A 25405-nucleotide genomic window follows, 5' to 3' on the forward strand; every position below is an offset into this window, starting at 1 on the left:
GCGCCGCCTTCCCTCGACATCATTTCGCATTCCACCATGAACGAATCCAACGACGCCATCGATACCGTCGACGCGCGCGCCGCGGCGCTGCGCGACCGCCTGGGCCCGCACGTCGCGCCGCAAGGCTTGTACGAACGCCACAAACGCCTGCCGTTCGCCGGACGCGTGCGCTGCAACGTCACCCGTCTCGAAGCCGGCGAGTGGAGCGAGATCGTGCTCGACTACGAGGTCGGCTCGTCCGGCATCGCCGACGGCGGCTGGCTGAAGGCGACCTTCAAGTTCTATTCGGATTGGGCGCTGTTCCAGACGAGCGACCCGAGCGCCGCGAACTACATCAGCGCGGAGTACCACGCGGCGCCGCTCGTGCCGGGCCAGAGCCCGGCCACCGTGCAGGCGCTGAACGTGCGCTTCGACCAGAAGGGGCATGAGCGGCCGTTCCAGAAAGCCGTGATCGTCGACATCGTCGACGGTTACGTGAACGCCGGCGACCGGATCGTGATTCGCCTCGGCGACCGCCGCCGCGGCCCCGGCACGCGGGTGCAGACCTTCGCCGAAGACAACTTCCGCTTCCGGCTCTACGTCGATCCGCTCGGCACGTCGCGCTTCGTCGCGGTGCCCGGCGACATAGCGATCGACATCCGTGCCGGTGCGCCTTCCGACGTGTTGCTGAACGGCCCGCGCTTCGTGCAGCCCGGCACGCGCGCACCATTCCGGCTGTCGCTGCAGGACCGCTGGGGCAACGCGTGCCGCGAGGTCGGCGGCCATGCGCGTGTCGTCGCGTATGACGTTCGCGGCGAGATCGTCTACCGGCGCGAACACGCGCTGCCCGATGCGGACTTTGCGAGCTGCGCGGTGGACGACCTGCCCGTCGACGCGGGCACGCTGCGCATCGTCGCCGACGTGCCGACGCGCCCGGACGTGCGCGCGGCCGAAGCATGGCTGACGATCGACGCGTCGCTGCCCGCGCCGCGCGCGCTGTATGCGGATCTGCATGTGCACGCACATGACACGGTCGGCACCAACAGCCCCGAGTACAACGCGCGCTACGCCCGCGACATCGGCGGCATCGACGTGCTCGGCTATACCGCGAACGACTTCCAGATCACCGACGAGAACTGGCAGCTTGGCGTCGACGCGGTCGAGCGCTTCAACGAACCGGGCCGCTTCGTCGTGTATCCGGTACAGGAATGGTGCGGCAGCTCGACCGCCGGCGGCGATCACAACGTGGTGTTCCTCGGCGACGCTCGACCGGATTTTCCGTACAACACGCGCGGCGAGCACAATCGCACGCTCGTCTGGAACGAGGACATGAAGGGCACGGCGGTCGAGCTCGGCCGCTGGCCCGTCGAGGAACTGTGGGATGCGTATGCGGACGATACCGCGCAGCATCTCGTGATGCCGCATGTCGGCGGCCGCCGCTACATTCCGGACTGGCACCACCCCGAGCTTGAACGGCTCGTCGAGATCGCGTCGTCGTGGGGCCACTTCGGCTGGCTGTATCAGGATGTGATCGAACGCGGCTACCGGCTCGGCGTCGCGGCCAGCGGCGACGAACATCGCGGCCGGCCGGGCGGCGGCGCACCCGGCGTGCAGGTCTTCGGCGTACATGGCGGGCTGACGGGCGTACTCGCACCCGCACTCGACCGCAAGCACGTCGGCGAAGCACTGCGTGCGCGCCGCACGTGGGCGACCACCGGCGAGCACAGTGCGCTGCTCGTGCGCTGCGGCGATCACTGGCAAGGCGACGCATTCGCGCACCATGGGCCGGCGCGGCTCGACTACCGGCTGCTCGGCCAGTCCGGGTGGGAATACGTGGCCGCGTACGATCACGAGGGTCTGCTCTGGGAGCGCAACCTGCATGCGGAACTCGGCTACGCGGAGCGCCTCGTCCGGGTGCGCTGGGGCGGCGCCCGCATTCGCGATCGCTACCGCTGGGCCGCGTGGCGCGGCCGGATCCGGATCGTCAACGGCACGATCCACCGTTTCGGGTCCAACGGGTTCGAGCATGTCGAGGAATCGGCATGGCGCACCGGCGCGACCGACGTCGAATTCCACAGCGACACCTACGGCGACGCCGACAGCATCGAGCTCGACATCGGCAATCTCGCCGCCGCGACGATCGTGGTCGAAGGCACGATCGACAGCTTCGCGAAGGTCGGCGATCCGCTGCAGCGCAATCCATTCGTCCATGCGCCTGAATTCCGTTTCGAGATCAGCGGTGCGGAGCTGCTTGCGAGTGGGACGGCGACGCATGCGCTTGGCGGAACGGAGCTGTTCGTCGCGCTCGAGCGGCTGACCGACCAGCCGCTGCCCGTCGATCTCTCCGGCAGCATCGAGGTCGAGCCCGGCCATGCGGGGTTCGGCTACCGCCCTGTCTATTTCTTTGGGCGGCAACGCAACGACAGCAAGGTGTGGTCGTCGGCGCAGTTCATCACGTTCGGCTAGGTTTTCAGCACCACCCTGCCGCGCTCGTTACCGCCGTGCAGCTGGACCACGTTCTTTGCCGGATAGATGCCAATAACCGTAGCCATCATGACGGGAGCGCCTATTCGTTGACGTGGTGCACGCACAATTCCACTTTTGCACGACTGCGACGTTTCCGGTTGGGGCGTCCATCCCATTGCTTTCAGGCCGCATAAGCTAACCGGCCACCGGGTGCCCGGCGCCGGAGGCTGCGATCGCTGCAACGGCGCAGATCACGATGACGATGCGGGAACCGGGGACGCAGCCGCCCTGGCAACGGCATGCCGCGAACAGTCACGCCGTATCCGCCATGGCAAAATCGCCCGGCGGCAGCGGTCGGGTCGCGACATCGTGTGCCTCGGCGCGCGTGAGGCCGAGCGTCTGCAACACCAGGGCCGCCACCCGCTCCGGCATGCCGCTCGCCGACGCAGCCGTCGCGTGACACTCCGCGGCGATCGCCGCGAGAATCGTTCCGGTCATCGCCAGCACGCTCATCAGCGGATCGTCGACGACGAAGCGGCGTGCGGCGATCCCGCGTTCGCTATCCCGCCGCAACCGCCGGCCGAGCCCGTGGTCGAGCGCGCGCACCGAGAAGCCCTCCCGCATCAGGAGCCGGGCCCACAGCCGCTCGCGGCGCGCACGCATCAGCGTGTGGCGTACGCAGACGGACACGACCTCGGCCGGATCGGACAAGCCGTTCGCGAGACGCTCGAGCCCGTCCGCAAAATCGTCGAACACCCACTCCGTCAGCGCGGCGAAGATGCCGTCCTTCGATTCGAAGTGGTAGTAGAACGAACCGAACCCCACATCCGCCGCCTCGGTGATCTCGCTGATCGCCACGTTGTCCGGCCCCTTTTCCGCCATCAACCTGAACGCCGCGTGCAGCAGCCGCATGCGCGTGGCCTCCTTGCGCCGAGCGCCGCGCGGCTGGCGCGGCGCCGCTACACCGGCGCTGCCGGCCGGCCGAAGGGGCCCCACTGTCCGATCGTCCATGAGCCCGCCTCCTCTTCCTCTATTCGATAGAACTTTCTGCATGGCGCAATTTTAGATTACTCACTCATACTTGACAACTTTATCAGTTATGAGTCTAATCTCGAAAATCACAGCATCCGGCTCCTGTCGAGAGGCTGTGCCCGACGCGCGGCAGCAAGCGAAATCGGCGCCAAAAGCGCCGAGCACGCCGTAACCGCCGCTTCGTCACCCGTCGTGTCGCGCGCGGCTTCGGCCGCAACGACGAGCGGTGCCGCTCGGCTTTGCGCGGTGGTCGCCGGTCGAAGCGCTGCGTGCGCATCCGCACGTTCGCGTCTGCCCCGCACAGGGAATCGGCATGCCTGCAGCCGGAGCAAGCCGTAATTGAAATATCGCAGTACTGATTGATATGCAGAATCGACAGCGACGAACGCGCCGCACCGCATCTGCATGAATCGGGGCGCCCACGTGGTCGCCCAACCCTGTTCAGTTGACCCTCACTTGTCTTGGAAACATCGTGAAATCACCCGGTCTTGACGCGCGAACCTTCACGCGCCCGCTTCTGACACGCATCGTCCCGCCGGCCCGGCGGGCGCCCGTCGTCATCGCCTGCTGCGCGATTCTGCTGACGGCCTGCCATTCCCGCGAGACGCCCGCGCCCGAACTGCAGCCGGTGGTCGCGCTGGCGGTGCACGAGGACAACGGCACGGCGCAGCGTGTGCTGCCGGCGCAGGTTCAGGCACGCTATTCGACGCCGCTGTCGTTTCGCGTCGGCGGCAAGATCGTCGAGCGGCGCGTGCGAATCGGCGACACGGTGAAAGCCGGCCAGGCCCTCGCGACGCTCGACCCGGCCGATCTGCGCAACACGTTGCTGAATGCGCGTGCGCAGCTCGATGCGGCCGAGCACCGTGTTGCGTACACCAAACAGCAACTGGATCGCGATCGTGCGCAGGCGCAGGCCAACCTGATCGCACCGGCACAACTCGAGACGACGCAGGACGCGTATGCGTCGGCGGTCGCGCAGCGCGATTCCGCGCTCGCGCAAATGGCGCTCGCCGGCGATCACCTGCGCTACGCGACGCTGACGGCCGATCACGACGGCGTGATCACGTCCGAAGATGCCGATACCGGGCAAAACGTCGAGCCCGGCCAGGCCGTGTTCCATCTCGACTGGAGCGGCGATCTCGACATCGTGTGCGACGTGTCGGAACGCGACCTGCCGGATCTCGCGGTCGGTCGCCCCGCTCGTGTCAGCCTGACGGCCCTTCCGGGCAAGGTGCTCGATGCGCGCGTGCGTGAAGTCGCCGCTGCCGCCGATCCGCAGAGCCGCACCTGGCGCGTGAAGCTGACGCTGCTCTCGCCGGGGCCGGACGTGCGCTCCGGTATGACGGCGAACGTGACGTTCGATGCTACCGCGGAGCCCGCTGCGGACCGCGCGATCACGCTGCCGGCCACCGCGCTCTTTCACCGCGGCGAAGCCCCGGCCGTGTGGGTCGTCCGCAAGGGCAGCGACACGCTCGAACTGCGCGCGGTGACGATCGGCCGCTACGACGAACGCACGGTCACCGTCACGTCCGGCCTCGCGAACGACGAGCGCGTCGTGATGCAGGGCGTCCATACGGTCAGTGCCGGCGAGCGTGTGCGCATCGTGCCGCCGCTGCATGCGGAGGATCTCGCATCATGAACGCTCCGCACACTCCGCACGGCACCGGCGACGGACATCGCGCCCAAGCCGGAACCGCGCCGAGCGACGACGACCGCTTCAACCTGTCCGCATGGGCGTTGAAGCACCAGCAACTGGTGATCTTCCTGATCGGCCTCGCGACGATCTTCGGCGTGATCGGCTATACGCGTCTCGCGCAATCGGAGGATCCGCCGTTCACGTTCCGCACGATGGTGATCCAGACCTACTGGCCCGGCGCGACGGCGCGCGACGTGCAGGAACAGGTCACGGACCGGATCGGCCGCCAGCTGCAGGCGGCGCCGTACGTCGACAACATCAAGAGCTATTCGCGCCCCGGCGAGTCGATGATCTTCTTCTCGATGAAGGATTCCGCGCCGGTCGATCAGGTACCGGAGACCTGGTACCAGGTGCGCAAGAAGGTCGGCGACATCCGCTCGACACTGCCCAAAGGCACCGTCGGCCCGTTCGTCAACGATGAATTCGGCGACGTGTACACCAATATCTACGCGCTGGAAGGCGACGGCTATTCGCCCGCGCAACTGCACGACTATGCGGACCGGCTGCGCGCCGCGCTGTTGCGTGTGCCGGGCGTCGCGAAGGTCGACTACTTCGGCGATCCCGCCCAGCACGTGTTCGTCGAGATCTCGAACGCGCAGTTGACGCGCCTCGCGATCACGCCGCAGCAGCTCGCGCAGGCGATCGACGCACAGAATGCCGTCGCGCCGGCCGGCACCATCACGACCTCGGACGACCGCGTGTTCGTTCGGCCGAGCGGCGCGTTCAAGGACACGCAGGCGCTCGCCGACATGCTCGTCACCGTGAACGGCCGCACGTTCCGGCTGGGTGACGTCGCGACCGTCACGCGCGGCTATGACGATCCGCCCGTCACGCAGATGCGGGCGAACGGCCACGCGGTGCTCGGCATCGGCGTCACGATGCAGAAAGGCGGCGACGTGATCGACCTCGGCAAGGCGCTGGATGCGAAAGCGGCCGAGCTGCAGACGGGCCTGCCGGCCGGCCTGAAGCTGACGGCGGTGGCGAGCATGCCGCACGCGGTCAAGCACTCGGTGGACGACTTCGTCGAAGCGGTGGGCGAAGCCGTCGCGATCGTGCTGGTCGTGAGCCTCGTGTCGCTCGGCCTGCGCACCGGCATGGTCGTCGTCATCACGATTCCGATCGTGCTGGCCGTGACGGCGCTCTGCATGCACGTATTCGGCATCGGCCTGGACAAGGTGTCGCTCGGCACGCTGGTGCTCGCGCTCGGGCTGCTGGTGGACGACGCGATCATCGCCGTCGAAATGATGGCCGTGAAGCTCGAACAGGGCTGGAGCCGCACGCGCGCCGCGGCATTCGCGTACACGAGCACGGCGTTCCCGATGCTCACGGGCACGCTCGTCACCGTGTCGGGCTTCCTGCCGATCGCGCTCGCGAAATCGAGCACCGGCGAATACACGCGCTCGATCTTCGAGGTATCGGCAATCGCGCTGATCGTGTCGTGGTTCGCGGCCGTCGTGCTGGTGCCGCTGCTCGGCTACCACATGCTGCCCGAACGAGCGCATCACGACGGTCATGCGCATGGCGACGCGGTGTACGACACGGGCTTCTACCGGCGCCTGTCCGGATGGATCTCGGCCTGCATCGAGCGCCGCTGGGTCGTGCTCGGCGTGACGGCCGTGCTGTTCGCGATCGCGATGGCCGCGTTCACGCGCGTGCCGCAGCAGTTTTTCCCGAATTCGGAACGGCCGGAACTGCTGGTAGACATGCGTCTGCCGGAAGGCGCATCGTTCGACGCGACGCTGCGCGAGGCCAGGCGGCTCGAGACGGTGCTCGACGGCCGGCCTGAAATCGCGCACGTCGTCGATTTCGTGGGCACCGGCGCGCCGCGCTTCTACCTGCCGCTCGACCAGCAGTTGCAGCAGCCGAATTTCGCGCAGTTCGTGATCACGGCGAAGGACATCGAATCGCGCGATCGCCTGTCGCACTGGCTCGAGTCGACGCTCGCGAGCAGCTTCCCGACCGTGCGCACGCGTGTCGCGCGGCTCGAGAACGGCCCGCCCGTCGGCTTCCCGATCAAGTTCCGCGTCAGCGGCGACGACATCGCGACCGTACGCGGCATCGCCGAGACAGTCGCGGACCAGGTGCGCGCCGACGCCCGCACGCGCAACGTGCAGTTCGACTGGGACGAGCCGGCCGAGCGATCGGTGTCGTTCGACATCGACCAGCTCAAGGCACGCCAGCTCGGCGTGACGTCGGAAGACGTGTCGGGCTTCCTCGCGATGACGCTGTCGGGCTACACGGTCACGCAGTATCGCGAGCGCGACAAGCAGGTCGACGTCGACCTGCGCGCGCCGAAGCGCGAACGCATCGACCCGTCGAAGCTCGCGGGCCTGGCGATCCCGACGCCGCACGGCCCGGTGCCGCTCGGCACGATCGGCCACGTGCGCGACACGCTCGAATACGGCGTGATCTGGGAACGCGACCGCCAGCCGACCGTCACCGTGCAGGCCGACGTGCGCGGCGAAGCGCCGAGCATCGGCGTGACGCGCGACATCGACGCGGCGCTCGCCAAGGTGCGCGCCACGCTGCCGGCCGGATACCGGATCGAGATCGGCGGCGCCGCCGAGGAAAGCATGAAGGGCCAGACGTCGATCAACGCGCAGATGCCGCTGATGATCATCGCGGTGCTGACGCTGCTGATGATCCAGCTCAAGCGCTTCTCGCGCACCTTCATCGTCGTGCTGACGGCGCCGCTCGGCCTGATCGGCGTGGTCGCCGCGCTGCTGTTATTCGGCAAGCCGTTCGGGTTCGTCGCGCTGCTGGGCGTGATCGCGATGTTCGGGATCATCATGCGCAACTCGGTGATCCTCGTCGACCAGATCGACCAGGACATCGCCGCCGGGCAGCCGCGCTTCACCGCGATCGTCGGCGCGACCGTGCGGCGCTTCCGGCCGATCATGCTGACCGCCGCCGCCGCGGTGCTCGCGCTGATCCCGCTGCTGCGCTCCGGCTTCTTCGGCCCGATGGCCACCGCGCTGATGGGCGGGATCACGATCGCGACGGTGCTGACCGTCTTCTTCCTGCCGGCCCTCTATGCGACGTGCTTCAAGGTACGCAGCGACGAACGCGAGTCGCGCGCAATGGACGTCGCCTCCTCGGAGACATGCTGATGAAATTCCCTCGTATCACCTCGGTGCTCGCCGCGAGCGCCGCGCTCGGCCTGGGCGGCTGCGCGATGGCCCCGAGCAGCACGCCGCCCGCGATGCCGTCGCCGGCGAACTACAGCGCGACGCCGCAGGCACCGCGCACCGCCGAAGCGGCGGGCGTCGCGCAACAATTCGACGTCGGCGCCGCGCCGGTTCCGCAGTGGTGGCGGCTCTATCGCTCCAGCGCGCTCGACGCGCTGGTCGACGAAGGGCTGCGTGCGAATCCGACCCTTGCCGCGACCGAAAAGACGCTCGCCGCCGCGCAGGAGGAACTGCGCGCGCAGGTCGGCGCGTCGACGCTGCCGTCGATCGATGCGAACGCGCAGGTGGCCCGCACGCGCACGCCGGACATTTCCGGCGCGGGCGCGCAAAACCTGCGCTACAACGTATTCGTCGGACAACTGCAGGCGCATTACACGTTCGACCTGTTCGGCGCCACACGGTATGCGAACGCGGCGAGCGCCGCGCGTGTCGACGTGCGCGGCTGCGAACTCGAAGCGGCGCGGCGCGCGCTGGCGGCCAACATCGTCGGCACCGCCATCGGCGCGGCGGCGCTCGACCGCCAGATCCTGTTGACCGAGCGCCTGGTCGCCGTGGCCGACGCGGCCGCGCGCGAGGACCAGCAGCGCTACGCGCTCGGCGCGATGTCGCACGTGCAGGCGCTGGCCTCGGCGCAGGATGCCGCGTCGCTCGCCGCGACGCTGCCGCCGTTGCGCCAGCAACGCGCACGCGCGGTTCACGCGCTGGCGATCCTGCTGGGCCGTACGCCTGACGCGGCACCGCCGATTCCGGCGTTCAGCGGCTTGTCGCTGCCGGCCCACGTGCCCATGGCCGTGCCGTCCGACCTGCTGAAGGCGCGCCCGGACATTCGCGCGGCCGCGGCCGCCGTGAAGGCCGCATCGGCCGACGTCGGCGAAGCGACCGCGCAGTTGTTCCCGAGCCTGTCGCTCACCGCGACGATGGGGCGCGGCGGCTTCAGCTGGCCGGCGCTGCTGTCGGGCGCGGGCGGGCTGTGGGCGGTCGGCGCCGGGCTGTCGCAGCCGCTGTTCCACGGCGGCGCGCTGCTGGCTCACCGCCGCGCGACACGCGACGCGTACGACGCGGCCGTGCTGCAGTACAAGGCTACGGTGCTGTCCGCGTTCGGCGACGTCGCCGATTCGCTCGCCGCGCTGGAAAACGACGCCGAGGCGCTGGCCGCGAACGAACTCGCGGCGCGCGCGGCCGGCGAAGGCTTCGACGAAACGGTGCAGCGCCGCGCGCTCGGTGCGGTGCCGATGACCGCGCAACGGGCGAGCGAGCGGCAGTACCTGAATGCGGAGCTCGATTCGGTGCGTGCCGCGAGCCGTCGGATGACCGATACGGCCGCGCTGCTGCAGGCGATGGGCGAGTTGCCGCCCGACGCCCGCACGGCAGTCGCGGCCCGGCAATGACGGCTGCTTGCGTCGACGGATCGGCCGCGTGCCGTTCGGCCGGCGCCGGCCCGGACCTCGACGCCCGGCGCACCGCGAGTACCGCGGCGCCGGGCACTCCTTGACCCCGCATGATCGATTCCCGATGAAACCCGAAAACCTCGTCGCCTGCCACGAATGCGACCTGCTGTTTTGGCGGCCGCCGCGCCTGCGCGCGCTGGCTGCGCATTGCCCGAGGTGCCGTGCCCGCGTGGGCGGCAGCGCGCACGGCCGTCCGGCGCTCGACCGGCGGTGCGCGATCGCGCTCGCCGCGCTGTTCACGCTCGTCATCGCGCAGGCCTTTCCCATCGTCGCGCTCGACGCCGCCGGCATCGCATCGCACGCGACGCTGGCCGACGCGGTGGCCGCGTTGCGCTTGCACGGGCAACCGGCGGTGGCGGCGATCGTGTTCTGCACGACGATGTTGTTCCCGCTGCTGGAACTCGCCGCGTGGCTGTACGTGCTCGTACCGTTGCGCGCGGGCCGCGTACCGCCCCGCTTCGAGCCGGTCCTGCGCAACATGCAGCGGCTGCGCCCGTGGAGCATGGTCGAGGTGTTCCTGCTCGGCATCCTGGTCACGATCGTCAAGATGACGAGCGTCGCGCACGTGATACCGGGCCCCGCGCTGTTCGCGTTCGGCGCCCTCACCGTGATGCTCGGCTTTCTCGCGTCATTCGACCCGGGCGGCCTGTGGGAAGCGCGCGACGAAATCATCGCGCTGCGCGGCGGCGGCACGGCCGCCGCGGTATCGCGCCGGCGGCACACGCCGCGACGCGCTGCGCCGGTGACGGCCGACACAGCGGACGCACCGAACGCGACCCGCGCGACCCGGCGCCACCGCCCGGCAAGCGTCACGGCCCGCGCCGCGGGGCTGGTCGCATGTCATACCTGCGGACGCGTGCAACCGCCTACCGAAGCCGCCGACGCGCGCTGCACGCGCTGCGGTTCGACGCTGCACGAACGCCGCCCGCGCAGCGCCGCACGCACGGGCGCGCTCGTCATCGCGGCCGCGCTTCTCTACATTCCGGCGAACCTGCTGCCCATCATGCATGCGACCTCGCTCGGCCGCGCCGAGGACGACACCATTCTCGCCGGCGTCGCGTACTTCTGGACGTCCGGCGACTGGCCGCTCGCCGTCGTCGTGTTCGTCGCGAGCGTGCTCGTGCCGATGCTCAAGCTCGCGATTCTCGCGTTGCAGGCCATCGCCGCGCATCGCGGCACGCCATGGCGCCCGCTGGAACGCGCGCGGCTCCATCGACTGGTGGAGCGCGTGGGCCGCTGGTCGATGCTCGACGTGTTCGTCGTCGCGCTGACGATCGCGCTCGTGCATTTCGGTTCGTTCGCCGAGATCACGCCCGGCCCCGGCGCGCTGGCATTCGGCGCAGTGGTCGTGCTCACCATGTGCGCGTCGATGCAGTTCGATCCGCGACTCATCTGGGACGGCGCGCACCGCTGCGCCGCCAGCCCTCGAACCTGAACGGGCGCAAGCCCGTCACAACGCTACGACCCTTCACAAGATGCTTCCCCTCGATTTGCCTGAACCCGAGATCCGGCCGCGCAGCCGCTGGATCCCGTCCCTCGTCTGGATCGTTCCGCTCGTGTGCGCGCTGATCGGGCTGGCGCTCGTGTACCGCGGCATTGCCGCGACCGGCCCGACGATCACCGTCACGTTCGCGAACGCAGAAGGCCTCGAAGCCGGAAAGACCAAGGTCCGTTACAAGGACGTCGATATCGGCACGGTGCAGGCCATCACGCTCACGCCCGACTTCAAGCGCGTGGTCGTGCGCGTCCAGCTCACCAAGGACGCCGCGCAGTTCGCGAACCGCGATACGCGATTCTGGGTCGTTCGGCCGCGTATCGGCGCCACCGGCATCTCCGGGCTCGGCACGCTGCTCTCCGGCGCGTACATCGGCGCAGATCTCGGCCGCTCGCCGCATGAACAGACCGACTTCGCCGGGCTCGAGACACCGCCCGCCGTCACCGCGGACCAGCAGGGCCGCCGCTACCTGCTGCACGGCGATTCGCTCGGCTCGATCGACATCGGCTCGCCGGTGTTCTATCGGCACCTGCAGGTCGGCCAGGTGGTCGGCTTCTCGCTCGACAAGGATGGCACGGGCGTCGACGTGCAAGCGTTCGTGAAGGCGCCGTACGACAGATACGTCGGCACTCAGACGCGCTGGTGGCACGCAAGCGGCGTGGACCTGCGGCTCGATTCGAACGGCCTGAAGCTGAACACGCAGTCGCTCGCGACGGTGGTCGTCGGCGGCCTCGCGTTTCAGTCGCCGCCCGGGCAAGCCGATGCACCGCCGGCGGCCGACAACGCGTCGTTCCGGCTCGCGCAGGACGAAGCCGATGCGATGCGCGACCCCGACGGCACGCCGCTGATGGTCGTCATGCGCTTCGACCAGTCGCTGCGCGGACTGTCCGTCGGCGCGCCGGTCGATTTGCGCGGCATCGCGCTCGGTCAGGTCACGAACATCGGGATCGAGTACAACGAGCACTCGCGCACGTTCAGCATGAAGGTCACGATGGCGCTGTATCCGTCGAGACTGAGCCGGCACAGCGACACCGCGCTGCCGGCCCCCGATACGGCCGGCGGCCACGACCTCCTCGAGCACCTGGTGCTGCAGGGCCTGCGCGGGCAGTTGCGCACCGGCAGCCTGCTCACGGGCCAGTTGTACGTGGCGCTCGACATGTTCCCGAAAGCGCCGCGCGCGAGCGTGGACGTGCGCCGCACGCCGATCGAGCTGCCGACCGTTCCGAACACGCTCGACGAACTGCAGGTGCAGCTCGCCGACATCGCACGAAAGCTCGACAAGGTTCCATTCGACCAGATCGGCAACAGCCTGAACGGTGCGCTCGAGCATGCGAACCAGTTGTTCGGACACCTCGACGAGCAAGTCGTGCCGCAGGCACGCGACACGCTGGCGGCCGCGCAACGCACGTTCGACGCCGCGCAGGCGACGCTGCGGCAGGATTCGCCGATGCAATCGGACGTTCATGACGCGATGCAATCGCTCACGCATACGCTCCAGTCGCTCAATACGCTGGCCGACTATCTCGAGCGGCATCCGGAAGCGCTGCTCTTCGGCAAGAAAGGAGAACCGAAATGACGCCGCATTCGTTTCGCACGTACCGGATGCCGATCCGCATCGCGACGTGCATCGCGCTGGTCGTGCTCGGCGCCTGTACCTCGCCGCCCGTACGGTTCCATACGCTCGGGATGGCGGATGGCGCGGGCGGCGAAACCGACGCCTCGCGTCCCGCATGGCTGATCGACATGCAGCGCGTGCACGTGGCGGCGCCCGCGGACGGCAACCGGCTCGCGGTGCAGCGCGGCCCCGAACGGGTCGACATTCTGGAACAGGAGCGCTGGGTTGCGCCGCTCGGCGACGAGATGCGCGACGGACTGTCGACGCGCGTCACGTCCCGGCTGAACACGTTCGACGTTCACCGCGTCGCCCATCCGGATGGCACGCCGGTCTATCGGGTCGCCGTGGACGTCCAGCGTGTCGAGTCGTGGCCGGCGTCTCACGTGCTGCTCGATGCGACGTGGACGGTGGACGTCGGCTCCGGACAGCCGGTACTGACGTGCCGCAGCATCGTTCGGGCCGGTGCGTCGGCGGGCTACGACGCGCTCGTGGACGCGCATCGCCATGCGCTCGACACGCTCGCGCTCGGCATCGCCGCCGGCATTCGCGCGGCGGCCACGCACGCGCCGCCGCCCGCCGGATGCCGCGCTGGAACACCCGACCGGCGGATCGCGCCAGCCACCGCCGAGCGCGGCGCGCCGGATCCGCTCGGCGATTGAATCGGGCCGGGAAAACGCGCGCGGTCGGGTCGGGTTGGGCGATCGGCCTCGCGCCGGTGCCCTGCCCGATCAAGCGACATCGTCGGGCGAAACCATCCCGACGAACGACGAATCGGCGCTCCGGCGTTCCCGCGTCGATCCGGCGTTTCGCGCGGCGCGGTGTTGCGCCGCTTCGATCGTTTCCACCTGCATGGACAAAACCACGATGAAACCCGCCCGACTCACGCGCGAGCAACGCAGGCTCGACACCCGCGAACGGCTCATCGCTACCGCTCGCGCGCTATTCATCGCGAAAGGCTTTGCCGATACGAGCGTCGAACAGATCGCCGAGGGCGCCGGGTACACGCGCGGCGCGTTCTATGCGCACTTCGAACACAAGCGCGAGGTGCTGATCGAGATCCTTCGCCGCGACCATGATCGAATGATCACGAAAGGTCGGCTGGCGGCACCGGAGAGCGGCAGCGCCTGCACCACGGCCGACTACGCGGCGATTGCCGCCGGCTGGGAATGTTTCCCGCTGTGGGTCGAGGTTCATCTGTACGCGCTGCGCGATGCCGGGTTTCGACACATCGTCGACTGCCTGCACACCGAACCCGCCGCGCTACCGGAGGCGGCACGCGGCACGGCGGGCGCCGCCGACCGGATGCCGTCCACGACCGGCTGGGCGGCTGCGCTCGGCGTCGCACTGCTGGGCACCGGCGCGCAGGATGCCCGGCGCGACGATCCAGCGTAGCCAGCAGCCACGCGAGCGCCCGTTCGAACCGTCGCCCCGGCTATAATTTCAGCCATTCCCCGACAAGTATCCGCACCATGACGGACGCCAACCTTCCTCACGTGCTGGTAGTCGACGACGATCCGGCGATCCGCGAACTGCTGTCCGGCTATCTGTCCGACAACGACATCCGCGTGACGGTGGCCGCTTCCGGCCAGGAAATGGCGGGTGCGCTGAACACGTTTGCGATCGATCTCGTGATTCTCGACCTGCGCATGCCGGGAGAAGACGGCGTGCAGATCGCCCGCGAGCTGCGCGCGCGCTCGAACCTGCCGATCATCATCGTGTCCGGCAAACGGGACGAAGCCGACCGCGTGATGGCGCTCGAGCTCGGCGCCGACGACTACCTGACCAAGCCGTTCAGCAACCGCGAACTGCTCGCACGCATCCGCGCGTTGCTCCGGCGGGCCGGCGCGACCGCCCCGGCGACCGGGCGCAACAACGACGCCCGCGCGTATCGATTCGGCGGCTGGGAGTTGAACCTCGGCACCCGGCGGCTGACGGATCCGGACGGCGCCCCGGTCGAGCTCACCAACGGAGAATTCTGTCTGCTCAATGCGTTTCTCGCCGCACCCGGGTGCGTGCTGTCCCGCGACCGGTTGCTCGAGTCCAGCCGGCTGTACGACGACGTGTACGACCGCTCGATCGACGTCCAGATCCTGCGCCTGCGCCGCAAGATCGAACCCGATCCGTCGCATCCGGTTTTCATCCGTACCGTGCGCGGCGCCGGTTACGTGATGGACGCGCCGGTTACCCGATTGAGCGCGGCGGCGGGCTGGACGAGCGCGAGCGCCGAATGAGCGGGCCGGCCGCGCACCCCGGGCGGCCTGTCCTTCCCTGCGCCGTTTCAAGCAGCGGCGCCGCGCGTGACAGCCGAAACCCGCCGTCGATGCAGGACTGAACGCCAATGCAACACACATCGCCCTATCACCGTACGCTTTGGCGAGCCAGGCGCCACCGGGCCATGATGCTGGCCGGCTGCCTCGCCCTCCTGCTCGTACTCGCCGGGTTCGTTCACGACACGGCGTTTCGCGTCGGCGCCATCGTCGTGTGCGTGATTCTGCTGATGTATGTGCTGACCGCGTACATGCGCCGGCTGGAACACGCGAGCCGGGCGATGCGCGCAAGCGAGCAGCGCTGGCGGACCGTATTCGAGAATGCCCCCGTCGGGATCCTGGTGCTGCGCGCGCACGACCGCTACCTGATGGCCAACCCCGCCTTTCAGCAGATGGTCGGCTACAGCGACCGCGAGCTGGCTGAGCGGCGCGCATCGGACATCACGCATCCCGACGATCGGGCACTCACGCAGAATCATATCGACCAGTTGGTGCGCGGTCAGGATCGCGTCAGGTTTCAAAAGCGTTACGTGCACCGGGACGGCCGCGTCGTGTGGGCCGACATGAGCGTGGCGCGCGTGTTTTCCGCTCATCAGCCGGCGGACACGGACGCGGAAGACCTGATCATCGCGACGATCGAGGACATCACGCAACGCCGGGCCGACGAAGAGGCGCGACATGGCCTCGAGCGCCAGTTGCGGCAGTCGCAGAAGCTCGAAGCGCTCGGCACCTTTGCCGGCGGCGTCGCGCACGACTTCAACAATATCCTTGCCGCGATTCTCGGTTTCGGCGATCGGGCGCTCGCCAGCGTCGCGCCCGACGCACCGGCGCACCGCTACGTCGAACAGGTGCTGAGGGCCGGTGAACGCGCGCGGCTGCTGGTCGAGCGCATCCTGACGTTCAGCCGCAGCGGGCGGACGGCCAGGGTGCCCGTCGATGTCGGCGCGGTGGTCGACGAGGCGATCGAGCTCGTGCGCGAGACGCTGCCGGCGCATGTCGCACTCGACGTGCGCATGCCTGCGCACGCTGCGTGCATTCTGGGCGACGCCACGCATCTGCATCAGGTCGTGATGAACCTGTGCAGCAACGCGATCCATGCCATGCCTTCAGGCGGCACGCTGCGCGTCGAACTCGACCTGGTCTGCATCGAGACACCGCGCTCGCTGTCGCATGGCGCGGTGAGCGCCGGCCGTTTCGTGCGTCTCTCGGTTGCGGACAACGGCAACGGCATTCCGGCCGAGATCCTCGAGCGAATCTTCAATCCGTTCTTCACGACGCGCGCGGCCGGCGAGGGAACCGGTCTCGGCCTGTCACTCGTCGACGGCATCGTCCGCGAACACGGCGGGGCCGTCGACGTCCACTCCACACCCGGCGAAGGTGCACGCTTCGACGTTTATCTGCCCGCCGCTGACGCGCGCCCGGCCCGGCAAGCCGAGACGATCCCGGTGCCTCACGGCGACGGGCAGGTGGTCCTGCTGGTCGACGACGAGGACGCGCTCGTCCGGCTCGGGGAAGAGGTGCTGGCCGATCTCGGCTACGAACCGGTCGGATTTTCATCGAGCGAGGCCGCCTGGGCTGCCCTGGATGCCGATCCAGCCCGCTTCGACGTCGTCGTGACCGACCATGCGATGCCGCATCTGACGGGCTTGCAGCTCGCGGCGCGCGTCGCGCGGCGGCGCAACGACCTTCCGGTCATCCTGTGCAGCGGTTTCAGCACACCGGCGCTCGAACGAGAGGCCGACGCGCTCGGCGTCAGGATGGTGCTGCGCAAACCGCTGAAGACGCCCGATCTCGCGCGCGCGCTCGCCGCCGTGCTGCGCTGACGGCCCGCCGGGCCGGCCGCGCATGACGCTCATGACGCGCCGTCACAGTCGACGGCACGTTCGATTTCAGATGTAACACGGCAGCCGCAATCTGCAACGCACGAGAAATGCCGGACGCCGACACTCCATTGCAACGCAATCTCGCAATGGAGCGTACGCATGGAAGCAACGGCACTCCTGCTGTCCCGAATCCAGTTCGCGGCCACGGTCTCGTTTCACATCATCTTCCCGTCGTTCACCATCGGGCTCGCGGCGTGGCTCGCGGTGCTCGAGGCCATGTCCGTTGCGACCGGCAATCGCGTATACCGCCGCGTGTTCGCGTTCTGGCTGAAGATTTTCGGCGTCGCGTTCGGAATGGGCGTGGTCTCGGGCATCGTGATGGCGTTCCAGTTCGGCACGAACTGGAGCGAGCTGTCCCGCGCGAGCGGCCCGATCCAGGGGCCGCTGCTCACTTACGAATCGTTTACCGCGTTCGCGCTCGAGGCCACGTTTTTCGGCGTGATGATGTTCGGCCGCGCCCGGGTGCGGCCGTGGTTCTATCTGACGTCGTGCATCCTCGTCGCCGCCGGCACGACGATGTCGGCGTTCTGGATTCTCGTCAACAACTCGTGGATGCAGCATCCGGTCGGATACGTCGTACAAAACGGCGTATTCGTGCCGACCGACTGGGCGGCGATCATCTTCAACCACGTCGTATGGGTCCGCTTCCCGCACATGCTGCTGGGTGCCTATCTGACGACCGCATTTTGCGTGGCTGCCGTCGGCGCCGCCTATCTGCTGAAGGATCGTTACCGGATCGAGGCCACCGTCATGGTACGGATGTCCGTGACCCTCGCCGCCGTGCTCGTCCCGCTGCAGATCCTGTTCGGCCACCTCACCGGCGACTACCTGCACGACGATCAGCCGGCCAAATTCGCCGCGGTCGAAGGCCGCTGGACCGACGAGCAGCCGGCCGCCGAAGTGATCTTCGCGATTCCCGATGCCGCGCGTGAGCGCAATCGCCTCGAATGGAAAGTGCCCGTTCTCGGCAGCCTCGTCGCGTCAGGCACCGTCGACTCGCGTGAAGTCGGGCTGACCGATTTCGCCGCGGCCGACCGGCCGCCCGTGCTGATTCCGTTCCTCGCGTTCCGCGTCATGGCCGGGTGCGGGCTCGTCATGCTGGCGCTTGCGTGGGCAGGCACCGCCGTTGCCCGGCGCGGAAAGCTGGAGCGACGACGCTGGCTGCTCTGGCCGCTCGCGCTCAGCTTCCCGCTCGGCTTCATCGCGATCCTGGCCGGCTGGTTCACGGCCGAAGTCGGGCGGCAGCCCTGGACCGTGTGGGGCGTGCTGCGCACCGCCGACGCGCTCACGCCCGGGCTCACCGCGCACTTCGCCGCCGCGACGCTCGCACTGTTCGTCGCCATCTACGCGTTCATTTTCTGCTTCGGCGTGTACTACATCGTGCGAATCGTGCAGCGCGGCCTCGCCGACGGCAACGTGCTGACGGTCTGGAACGGCCACGTCATTCAACGGACGTATGCACTCGCGGCGCGGCCGGAGCGCGCACCGACGCCGAACATCCACAAGATTCGATAAGGAGAACTTTGATGATGAACTGGTTCTGGTTCGTCGAACTCGCGTTCGCGCTCGTCGCTTACCTGATGCTCGACGGGTTCGATCTCGGCGTCGGCATGCTGACTGCCTTTGCAGGCGATGCGCGCGACGAGATGATCGCGTCGATCGCGCCGGTGTGGGACGGCAACGGCACGTGGCTCGTCATTGCCGGCACGATCCTGTTCGGCGCATTTCCGTCGGTGTATTCGATCGTGCTGCCGGCGCTGTACGCGCCGCTCGGCATGATGCTGGCAGGCCTGATCATGCGCGGCGTCGCGATCGAGTTCCGCCACAAGGCGGTCCGCTCGCGCCGAATCTGGGACGTGCTGCTGTTCGCGGGTTCGCTGCTCGCAAGCGTCATGCAGGGCGTGTGCGTCGGTACCTACGCACAGGGGTTGCCGGTCGACCACCTTCGCTACGCCGGCAACGGCTTCGAATGGTGCTCGCCGTTCGCGCTGTGGTGCGGCGCGAGCCTCGCGCTCGGCTATGCGCTGCTCGGCTCGGGGTGGCTGGTATTGAAGGGGCGCGACGCATTGCAGCGCCTCGGTCGCGATGCGATCAACCGGCTCGCGCCGATCACCGCGCTGTTCGCCCTGTCGATCCTCGCATCGACCGTGCTGACCGAAGCGGCCGTCGAAACGCGCTGGCTCCTGCATCCGCTGCTGTTCGCGCTGCCAATCGCCGCGTGCCTGACTTTCCTTTACGTGCCCACCGCGGCGCGACGCGAGGGGGCGTCGGCCTATCTGTTCGCCGCGGCCGGATGCCTCGCGATGGTGCTGATGCTCGCCGCGTCGTATCTGCCGTTCATCGTGCCGTTCGACGTCACGCTCGACGCGGCTGCCGCGCCGCGTTCGAGCCAGACGTTCATGTTCTGGGGAGCCGGGCTGTTCGTCTTGCCGTTGATCGTGTTCTACACGTACGTCGCGTATTCGGTGTTCCGCGGCAAGGCGTCCAGCGTGCACGCGTACCACTGACGCATTCGCTTCCAGCATTCGACTCAACCGAGGAATCCCATGAAAGTCGCCCTTTTCATTCCATGTTTCATCGACGCGTTCTACCCGGAGGTCGGCATCGCCACGCTGCAGTTGCTCGAGCGCCTGGGCTGCGATGTCGACTATCCGCTCGACCAGACCTGCTGCGGCCAGCCGATGGGCAACAGCGGTTGCGAAAAGCAGGCCGCAGCGACCGAGAACCTGTTCGTGAAGAACTTCACCGGCTATGACTACATCGTCGCGCCGAGCGGCAGCTGCGTGCACCACGTGCGCGACCACCTCACGGCCGCCGACCAGACGCGCGACGCGGTCGCCGTGCGCAAGAACACGTACGAGCTCGTCGAATTTCTCCACGACGTGCTGCGCGTGCGCGAATTCCCGTGGGCCGAGTTCCCGCACAAGGTCGGGCTGCACAACAGTTGCGGCACGCTGCGCGCGCTGCGTACCGCGAAGATGTCGGAGATCGACGAGCCGTTCTTCTCGAAGCCGCTGACGCTGCTCAAGGGCGTGCGAGGCATCGAATTCATCCAGCCCGATCGCCCCGACGAATGCTGCGGCTTCGGCGGCACCTTCTGCGTATCGGAGGCGCCCGTGTCGGCGCGCATGGGCGCGGACAAGGTTCGCGACCACCAGCGCAACGGCGCCGAGTACATCGTATCGGCCGATTCGTCGTGTCTGATGCACCAGAAAGGCTGCTCGGACCGCCTCGGGCTCGGCCTGAAATTCATCCATATCGCGCAGATCCTGAACGGAGCACGAGCATGAAACGCGTAGACCACGTCGGAGCGTCCGAGAAATTCATCGCGGACGAGAAACACATCCAGTTCCACGACAAGCGCTTGTGGGAGCTGCGCACGTCGCGCGACGCCGAAGTGCACGGCATCCCCGAATGGGAGGAGCTGCGTACGCTCGCCTCGGGGATCAAGGAACACACGCTCACGCACCTGCCCGAGTATCTCGAGGAATTCGAGCGCAATGCGACGGCCAACGGCGTCGTCGTCCACTGGGCGAAAGACGCCGAGGAACACAACCGGATCGTGTACGAGATCCTGAAGCGGCGTAACGCGAAGCTGCTCGTCAAGAGCAAGTCGATGCTGACCGAGGAATGCGAGATGCGCCCGTATCTGGAAGAGCGCGGCATCACGGTCGTCGAGACCGATCTCGGCGAGCAGATTCAGCAGCTCGACGATGAGCTGCCCTCGCACATCGTCGTGCCGGCCGTGCACAAGCTCGCGACCGACGTCGCCAGGATCTTCTCCGAGAAGATCGGCACCGATCCGAACGAAAGCAGCATTCCCAAACTGGCCGAAGCGCAGCGCAACGCCACGCGCCCGCTGATCCTGAACGCCGACGCGGGCATGACCGGATGCAACTTCGCGGTCGCGGAAACAGGCGGCATCACCGTGTGCACGAACGAAGGCAACGCGGACCTCAGCGCCAACGTGCCGCCGCTGCACATCGCGTCGATCGGCATCGAAAAACTGATTCCGAAGCTCGAACATCTCGGCGTGTTCATCCGCATGCTGTCGCGCAACGCGATCGGTTCGCCGATCACGCAGTACACGTCGCACTTCCGCGGGCCCAGAAAAGGCGGCGAGATGCATTTCGTGCTGGTCGACAACGGCCGCTCGGAGCGACTCGGCATGGACGATTTCTGGTACTCGCTGAAGTGCATCCGCTGCGGCGCGTGCATGAACACGTGCCCGGTCTATCGTCGCAGCAGCGGCCTCAGCTATGGCGGCGTGTACTCGGGGCCGATCGGCGCGATCATCAACCCGACCTTCAACCTGCACAAGTACAGCTCGCTGCCGTTCGCGTCCACGATGAACGGCAGTTGCACCAGCGTGTGCCCGGTGAGGATCAACATCCACGAGCAAATCTACAAGTGGCGGCAGATCGTGGCCGAACAGCACGAGTTGCCGTTCGTCAAGCAGGAGGCGATGAAAGTCGCCGGCCAGGTGCTGTCGCGGCCCGCGCTGTACCGCGCGGCCGTCAAGACGGCGGGCACCGCGGTATCGGTGCTGCCGCGCGCCGTGCTCTACAACCCGCTCAACGTGTGGGGCAAGCAACGCGAAGTGCCCGACGCGCCCGAGCAGACTTTCCGTGACTGGTATCTGAAGAGGAACAAGAAATGAGCAGCCGAGACCTGATGCTTTCCCGTTTGCGCGAAGTGCGCCCCGCCCGCCGGCCGCTGCCGCAGGTGCCGATGTTCGACGCGAACCTGCCGCCTGCCGTCGACACGTTTCGCGCGTCGCTCGCGCGGCTCGGCGGCACGTGGTGCGCATTGCCGGAGCGCACGTCGCTCGACGCATTCATCCGCTCCCGGTTTCCCGGCGCATCCGTGTTCTGCTCGGCGACCCCCGAATTCGACGGCAACCGCGACCTCGCGGCGATCGACGATCCGCGCGCGCTGAACGATGTCGACGTCGGGATCGTGCGCCCCGCGTTCGCCGTCGCGGAGACTGGCTCGATATGGCTCAGCGAGACCCAGTACAACGTCAACGCGCTCGGTTACCTGTCGCAGCACCTGGTCGCGCTGCTCGACCCCGCGGACATCGTCGGCAACCTGCATCACGCGTATCACCGCAGCGAGTTCTTCGCGGCCAACTATGCGGTGCTGATGAGCGGACCGTCGGCAACCGCCGACATCGAGGGCGTACTGGTTCGCGGCGCGCAAGGCATTCGGTCGCTCACCGTCATCCCGGTGCCGAGGCCCGTTACCACGCGATAACGCAGGAGCATGCGATGAGTGTCATCAAGCGCATCCGCGACACGATCGCCCGTGCCATGCGCGACGGGCGGCACCACCTGCCGCTCTCGGCAGCGCTCAAGGCCGGGCTGATCTGCGCGGCGCCCGCGCTGCTCGCCGCCATGCTGCACGCGCCGTTGCTGTGCTGGGCCGCGATCGCCACGTTCTGGACGTGTCTTGCAGACGATCCGTCCGAATCGATCCGCGCGCGGATCGCCGCGGGGTTGTGGTTCGGTGCGATCGGTGCGCTCGCGTCCGCGTGCGCGACGACTGTCGCGGAGGTCGGGTGGCTCGCCGTCGCGCTGACGGGCGTCGCGGTCTACATCGGCGGCCTCGCACGGCTCGGCGGCGCAGTGATGGGCACGCGCGGATTGCTGCTCGCCACCGCATGCGCGGTGTCGGCCGCGTTTCCCGCGCATCCGTGGCCGGCGCCCGCCCAGTATGCCGCGAGCTTTGCCGGCGGAAGCCTGTGGGCGGTCGTCTGTCTCGTGGGCTTCTGGCGGGAAAGCCACGCGGCCCGCGCACGCAGGGCAGCCTTCGCCTACCTGTATGCGGCGAGTTCGTTCGTGCGCGCGCTGGTGCCGGTCGCACAGGATCCGCGGCGCGCGAGCGGCCCGAATCGCGCCGCATTACGAACGCGACTCGACGCGATGACGCGCACGGCCCAAGCCGAGCCGACCGGCGCCGGCACGGCCACCGTGGCGTGGCAACTCGGCGGTGAAAGGTCGATCGCATTGCTGGCGGGCCTCGAAAGCCTGCTGGGCAACCGTCCCGCGGACTGCGCCACCACGGCCGCCCTGCTCGTTCCGTTGCTGCACCGGCTCGTCGCGTTGATCGATGCGCATGCCGATGCGGTGCTCGAACGGCCGGGCTGCGACGCCGCGCTCGCACGGCTGCGCAACCGCCTCGCGGCCGACGTGCGCGGCGCGACGCTGCGCGCGGACGGTTCGGCACTCGACGACCACGCGCGCGCATGGCTGCAATCGTGCATGACGCTCGTGACGGCGTTCACCGATATCGGCGATATCCGCGCCGGCGATCGAAACCAGGCGCCGCCCGCCGCGCGCGAACGGCCGCGCCCATTCCAGGCGATCGGCTTCGCCATGGCGCTGGCGCGGACGGAAATTCGCGCAAACGGACGCGTCGCGCGATATGCGCTACGGCTGGCGGTGGCGGCCATGCTCTCCGCCGTCCTTGCCCGCGCGCTTGGCGTTCAGCAAGGTTACTGGATCGTGCTGACCACGTTGTTCGTCATGCAGCCCACCGTGCCGCACACGGTCAGAATTTCCGGCCTGCGGGTATTCGGAACGATCCTGGGCGCGATCGTCGCATCGAGCGTCGCGCTCGCGTCCCACAACATGGCGCTTCTCGCGCTGGCGATCGTCCCGCTCGCAACCGGGACCTTTTCCACGCGGCCGGTCAGCTATGTGTCATACATCCTGTTCCTCACGCCGCATTTCATTCTCGTTGCGTATCTCGGCATGCCCGTCGCATCGCCCTGGCTGCTCGCCGGCATACGGGTCGCGAACAGCGTCGCGGGCGCGCTCGTTGCGCTCGGCGTGAGCGTGCTCGCATGGCCGGAGTGGGAGCGGGGCAAGCTCGACGCCGTATCGAACCGGGCGATCGCCGCGGTGGCCGAATACATCGAGCTCGTCCGTGCATTCGTGTCGAAGCGCGGCGTCGAAGCAGACGACCTGATTGCCGCGAGGCGGCGGGCGTGCTGCGCGACCGACGAACTCGACGCGCTGTCGGCGGCCATGCGCCTGGAAACGGGCACGGAGCGATCGCGTATCGACGACGCTTGCGAGCTGGTCCGTCAGTTGCGCAATACGGTCGGCGGCGCCGCGCCGCTCGAATGCCTCGCCGCGAGCATGAGCGACGCGCGCCGCGAACGGCTCGCCACGGTGGATCTATCGGGCGTCGAGATGCCGGCCGATGCGACCGCGCGCGCCGTGACCGCTCGCGATTCGCGCGCGTGCCGTTTTATCCCGTTCAGAACCGATCACCCACCGACACGAACGGGGTGATCGGATCGATCTTGATCCGCGTCGCGCTGATCGAGGTCGCGACCGGCGCCGCATCGACGCCGTCACCGGCCATCCGGCCGTTCAGCGACGCGTAAGAAAGGGCCACCCGGCCGGAATTCGCCAAACATCCGCCACATTCCGGCCCAAGCCGCCGTGTTGCCGCTCATCCGCTATTGACCCACCGGGCCCTGGCAGCGGGCGACGGCGCTGCGTCACTGCTCCGTCTCGGCCGCTTCCACGACCGGCAGCGGCCGGCTCGCGATCTTCTCGGCTTCCGCGCGCTTGAGCCCGAGCGTCTGCAGCAGCGTGGCCGCCGTGCGTTCCGGGAAATGCTCGCCGCTGAAGCCGAGCTCCTGCAGCACACCGGCCGCCGGCGCGCCCGGGGCGACGAAGTTGAGCTCAGCCGCAATTGCGGTCAGCACCGTACCGCCAACCGAAAGGAAGCCGATGAACGGGTCGGCGACCACGAAGCGTTTCTCGGCGATGCCGCGCCCGATGTCCCGCAGCAGGCGCTGGCCCAGGCCGAGCGTCAGCACCCGCGCGGAAAAACCTTCGCGTATCAGGAAGTGACCCCATACGGGCTCCCGCCGTGCCCGCATCAGCGTGTGCCGGACCGCCACCGCAATGATCTCCGCGGGATCGGACAGGCCGCTCGCCAGGCGATCCAGCGAATCGGCGAACTCCTCGAATACCGTCTCGACGAGTGTCGTGTAGATCGCTTCCTTCGATTCGAAGTGGTTGTAGAACGACCCGAAGCCGACGTCGGCGGCTTCGGTGATCTCGTTGATGGCGACGCCTTCCATGCCTTTTTCAGCCATCAGCTTCAACGCCGCCTCGAGCAGACGGCCACGGGTTTCGCGCTTGCGCCGCGCCCCGCGCGGCTCGCGCTCTTCGGCAACCGGCGCGGCGACGTCGGCAGCGACGGCGACGGCAGGCTCGGCGGCGGCACGCTTGGGTGCCCGGCGTTTCGGAGTGTTCGACATGACGGATCCGGTTCTGATATGGGTCGAGTATAGATTCAAATGTCTACATTGA

At 68.2% G+C, this 25405-nt stretch carries 19 protein-coding genes; 16 read left to right on the forward strand and 3 right to left on the reverse strand.

Features of this window, described 5'->3' with window-relative positions; translation table 11 throughout:
* Window positions 1-36: 36 nt before the first annotated feature.
* Entirely contained in the window at window positions 37-2445 is a 2409-nt protein-coding gene (locus tag CFB47_RS35125) for a hypothetical protein (protein ID WP_089463977.1), read from the forward strand.
* Between the two features lie 312 nt (window positions 2446-2757).
* On the opposite strand, the gene CFB47_RS35130 is transcribed toward CFB47_RS35125, so the two are convergent.
* A complete protein-coding gene (locus CFB47_RS35130; RefSeq protein ID WP_373453171.1) occupies window positions 2758-3357 on the reverse strand; it encodes a TetR/AcrR family transcriptional regulator in 600 nt (199 codons plus the stop codon).
* 592 nt (window positions 3358-3949) lie between these two features.
* Between CFB47_RS35130 and CFB47_RS35135 the strand changes: the two genes are divergently transcribed.
* The 15 genes from CFB47_RS35135 (at window position 3950) to CFB47_RS35205 (ending at window position 24370) form a co-directional block, all read left to right on the forward strand.
* A complete protein-coding gene (locus tag CFB47_RS35135) occupies window positions 3950-5116 on the forward strand; it encodes an efflux RND transporter periplasmic adaptor subunit (RefSeq protein WP_089463979.1) in 1167 nt (388 codons plus the stop codon).
* A complete protein-coding gene (locus tag CFB47_RS35140) occupies window positions 5113-8283 on the forward strand; it encodes an efflux RND transporter permease subunit (RefSeq protein ID WP_089463980.1) in 3171 nt (1056 codons plus the stop codon). Before CFB47_RS35135 ends, CFB47_RS35140 begins: the two co-directional genes overlap by 4 nt.
* Window positions 8283-9749: an efflux transporter outer membrane subunit gene (locus CFB47_RS35145; protein WP_089464307.1), complete on the forward strand. Its 1467-nt coding sequence runs from the start codon at window positions 8283-8285 to the stop codon at window positions 9747-9749. The genes CFB47_RS35140 and CFB47_RS35145 overlap by 1 nt, the downstream gene beginning before the upstream one ends.
* A gap of 124 nt (window positions 9750-9873) precedes the next feature.
* Window positions 9874-11244: a paraquat-inducible protein A gene (locus CFB47_RS35150; RefSeq protein ID WP_089463981.1), complete on the forward strand. Its 1371-nt coding sequence runs from the start codon at window positions 9874-9876 to the stop codon at window positions 11242-11244.
* 40 nt (window positions 11245-11284) lie between these two features.
* Window positions 11285-12880, forward strand: coding sequence for an intermembrane transport protein PqiB (locus tag CFB47_RS35155; RefSeq protein WP_089463982.1), 1596 nt, complete (start codon window positions 11285-11287; stop codon window positions 12878-12880).
* Window positions 12877-13578, forward strand: coding sequence for a membrane integrity-associated transporter subunit PqiC (locus CFB47_RS35160; protein ID WP_089463983.1), 702 nt, complete (start codon window positions 12877-12879; stop codon window positions 13576-13578). The genes CFB47_RS35155 and CFB47_RS35160 overlap by 4 nt, the downstream gene beginning before the upstream one ends.
* A gap of 205 nt (window positions 13579-13783) precedes the next feature.
* Window positions 13784-14311, forward strand: a complete 528-nt coding sequence (locus tag CFB47_RS35165) for a TetR/AcrR family transcriptional regulator (RefSeq protein ID WP_089464308.1) — start codon at window positions 13784-13786, stop codon at window positions 14309-14311.
* Between the two features lie 77 nt (window positions 14312-14388).
* Complete coding sequence (locus CFB47_RS35170) at window positions 14389-15150, forward strand: response regulator (RefSeq protein WP_089444233.1); 762 nt, start codon at window positions 14389-14391, stop codon at window positions 15148-15150.
* Between the two features lie 164 nt (window positions 15151-15314).
* Entirely contained in the window at window positions 15315-17009 is a 1695-nt protein-coding gene (locus CFB47_RS35175) for an ATP-binding protein (RefSeq protein ID WP_179259038.1), read from the forward strand.
* 159 nt (window positions 17010-17168) lie between these two features.
* Window positions 17169-18584 (forward strand): cytochrome ubiquinol oxidase subunit I, encoded by a 1416-nt coding sequence (locus CFB47_RS35180; protein ID WP_089463985.1) that lies wholly within the window; start codon window positions 17169-17171, stop codon window positions 18582-18584.
* An 11-nt stretch (window positions 18585-18595) separates the two neighbouring features.
* Window positions 18596-19576 (forward strand): cytochrome d ubiquinol oxidase subunit II, encoded by a 981-nt coding sequence (gene cydB / locus CFB47_RS35185; protein ID WP_218829436.1) that lies wholly within the window; start codon window positions 18596-18598, stop codon window positions 19574-19576.
* 39 nt (window positions 19577-19615) lie between these two features.
* Window positions 19616-20359: a (Fe-S)-binding protein gene (locus CFB47_RS35190; RefSeq protein ID WP_089444236.1), complete on the forward strand. Its 744-nt coding sequence runs from the start codon at window positions 19616-19618 to the stop codon at window positions 20357-20359.
* Entirely contained in the window at window positions 20356-21729 is a 1374-nt protein-coding gene (locus CFB47_RS35195) for a lactate utilization protein B (protein ID WP_089463986.1), read from the forward strand. Before CFB47_RS35190 ends, CFB47_RS35195 begins: the two co-directional genes overlap by 4 nt.
* Window positions 21726-22325 carry an LUD domain-containing protein gene (locus tag CFB47_RS35200; protein WP_089444238.1) on the forward strand — a complete coding sequence of 200 codons (600 nt, stop codon included), beginning with the start codon at window positions 21726-21728 and terminating at the stop codon, window positions 22323-22325. Before CFB47_RS35195 ends, CFB47_RS35200 begins: the two co-directional genes overlap by 4 nt.
* Before the next feature lie 14 nt (window positions 22326-22339).
* Complete coding sequence (locus CFB47_RS35205; protein WP_089463987.1) at window positions 22340-24370, forward strand: FUSC family protein; 2031 nt, start codon at window positions 22340-22342, stop codon at window positions 24368-24370.
* Here the strand turns inward: CFB47_RS35205 and CFB47_RS41410 are convergent.
* Both CFB47_RS41410 and CFB47_RS35210 read right to left on the reverse strand, forming a co-directional pair.
* On the reverse strand, window positions 24336-24476 hold the full coding sequence (locus CFB47_RS41410) for a hypothetical protein (protein WP_179259039.1): 141 nt from the start codon (window positions 24474-24476) through the stop codon (window positions 24336-24338). The two genes, CFB47_RS35205 and CFB47_RS41410, sit on opposite strands and share 35 nt — an antisense overlap.
* A gap of 106 nt (window positions 24477-24582) precedes the next feature.
* Window positions 24583-25353 (reverse strand): TetR/AcrR family transcriptional regulator, encoded by a 771-nt coding sequence (locus CFB47_RS35210; RefSeq protein WP_089463988.1) that lies wholly within the window; start codon window positions 25351-25353, stop codon window positions 24583-24585.
* Window positions 25354-25405: the final 52 nt, after the last annotated feature.

The organism is Burkholderia sp. AU27893 (genome assembly GCF_002223205.1).
GTDB lineage: Bacteria > Pseudomonadota > Gammaproteobacteria > Burkholderiales > Burkholderiaceae > Burkholderia.

Bases quoted from the DNA above. Each gene is read 5' to 3' on its own strand.
- CFB47_RS35125 (WP_089463977.1), top strand. From the start codon at position 37: ATGAACGAATCCAACGACGCCATCGATACCGTCGACGCGCGCGCCGCG.
- CFB47_RS35130 (WP_373453171.1), bottom strand. From the start codon at position 3,357: ATGCGGCTGCTGCACGCGGCGTTCAGGTTGATGGCGGAAAAGGGGCCG.
- CFB47_RS35140 (WP_089463980.1), top strand. From the start codon at position 5,113: ATGAACGCTCCGCACACTCCGCACGGCACCGGCGACGGACATCGCGCC.
- CFB47_RS35145 (WP_089464307.1), top strand. From the start codon at position 8,283: ATGAAATTCCCTCGTATCACCTCGGTGCTCGCCGCGAGCGCCGCGCTC.
- CFB47_RS35150 (WP_089463981.1), top strand. From the start codon at position 9,874: ATGAAACCCGAAAACCTCGTCGCCTGCCACGAATGCGACCTGCTGTTT.
- CFB47_RS35155 (WP_089463982.1), top strand. From the start codon at position 11,285: ATGCTTCCCCTCGATTTGCCTGAACCCGAGATCCGGCCGCGCAGCCGC.
- CFB47_RS35160 (WP_089463983.1), top strand. From the start codon at position 12,877: ATGACGCCGCATTCGTTTCGCACGTACCGGATGCCGATCCGCATCGCG.
- CFB47_RS35165 (WP_089464308.1), top strand. From the start codon at position 13,784: ATGAAACCCGCCCGACTCACGCGCGAGCAACGCAGGCTCGACACCCGC.
- CFB47_RS35170 (WP_089444233.1), top strand. From the start codon at position 14,389: ATGACGGACGCCAACCTTCCTCACGTGCTGGTAGTCGACGACGATCCG.
- CFB47_RS35175 (WP_179259038.1), top strand. From the start codon at position 15,315: ATGATGCTGGCCGGCTGCCTCGCCCTCCTGCTCGTACTCGCCGGGTTC.
- CFB47_RS35180 (WP_089463985.1), top strand. From the start codon at position 17,169: ATGGAAGCAACGGCACTCCTGCTGTCCCGAATCCAGTTCGCGGCCACG.
- cydB (WP_218829436.1), top strand. From the start codon at position 18,596: ATGATGAACTGGTTCTGGTTCGTCGAACTCGCGTTCGCGCTCGTCGCT.
- CFB47_RS35190 (WP_089444236.1), top strand. From the start codon at position 19,616: ATGAAAGTCGCCCTTTTCATTCCATGTTTCATCGACGCGTTCTACCCG.
- CFB47_RS35195 (WP_089463986.1), top strand. From the start codon at position 20,356: ATGAAACGCGTAGACCACGTCGGAGCGTCCGAGAAATTCATCGCGGAC.
- CFB47_RS35200 (WP_089444238.1), top strand. From the start codon at position 21,726: ATGAGCAGCCGAGACCTGATGCTTTCCCGTTTGCGCGAAGTGCGCCCC.
- CFB47_RS35205 (WP_089463987.1), top strand. From the start codon at position 22,340: ATGAGTGTCATCAAGCGCATCCGCGACACGATCGCCCGTGCCATGCGC.
- CFB47_RS35210 (WP_089463988.1), bottom strand. From the start codon at position 25,353: ATGTCGAACACTCCGAAACGCCGGGCACCCAAGCGTGCCGCCGCCGAG.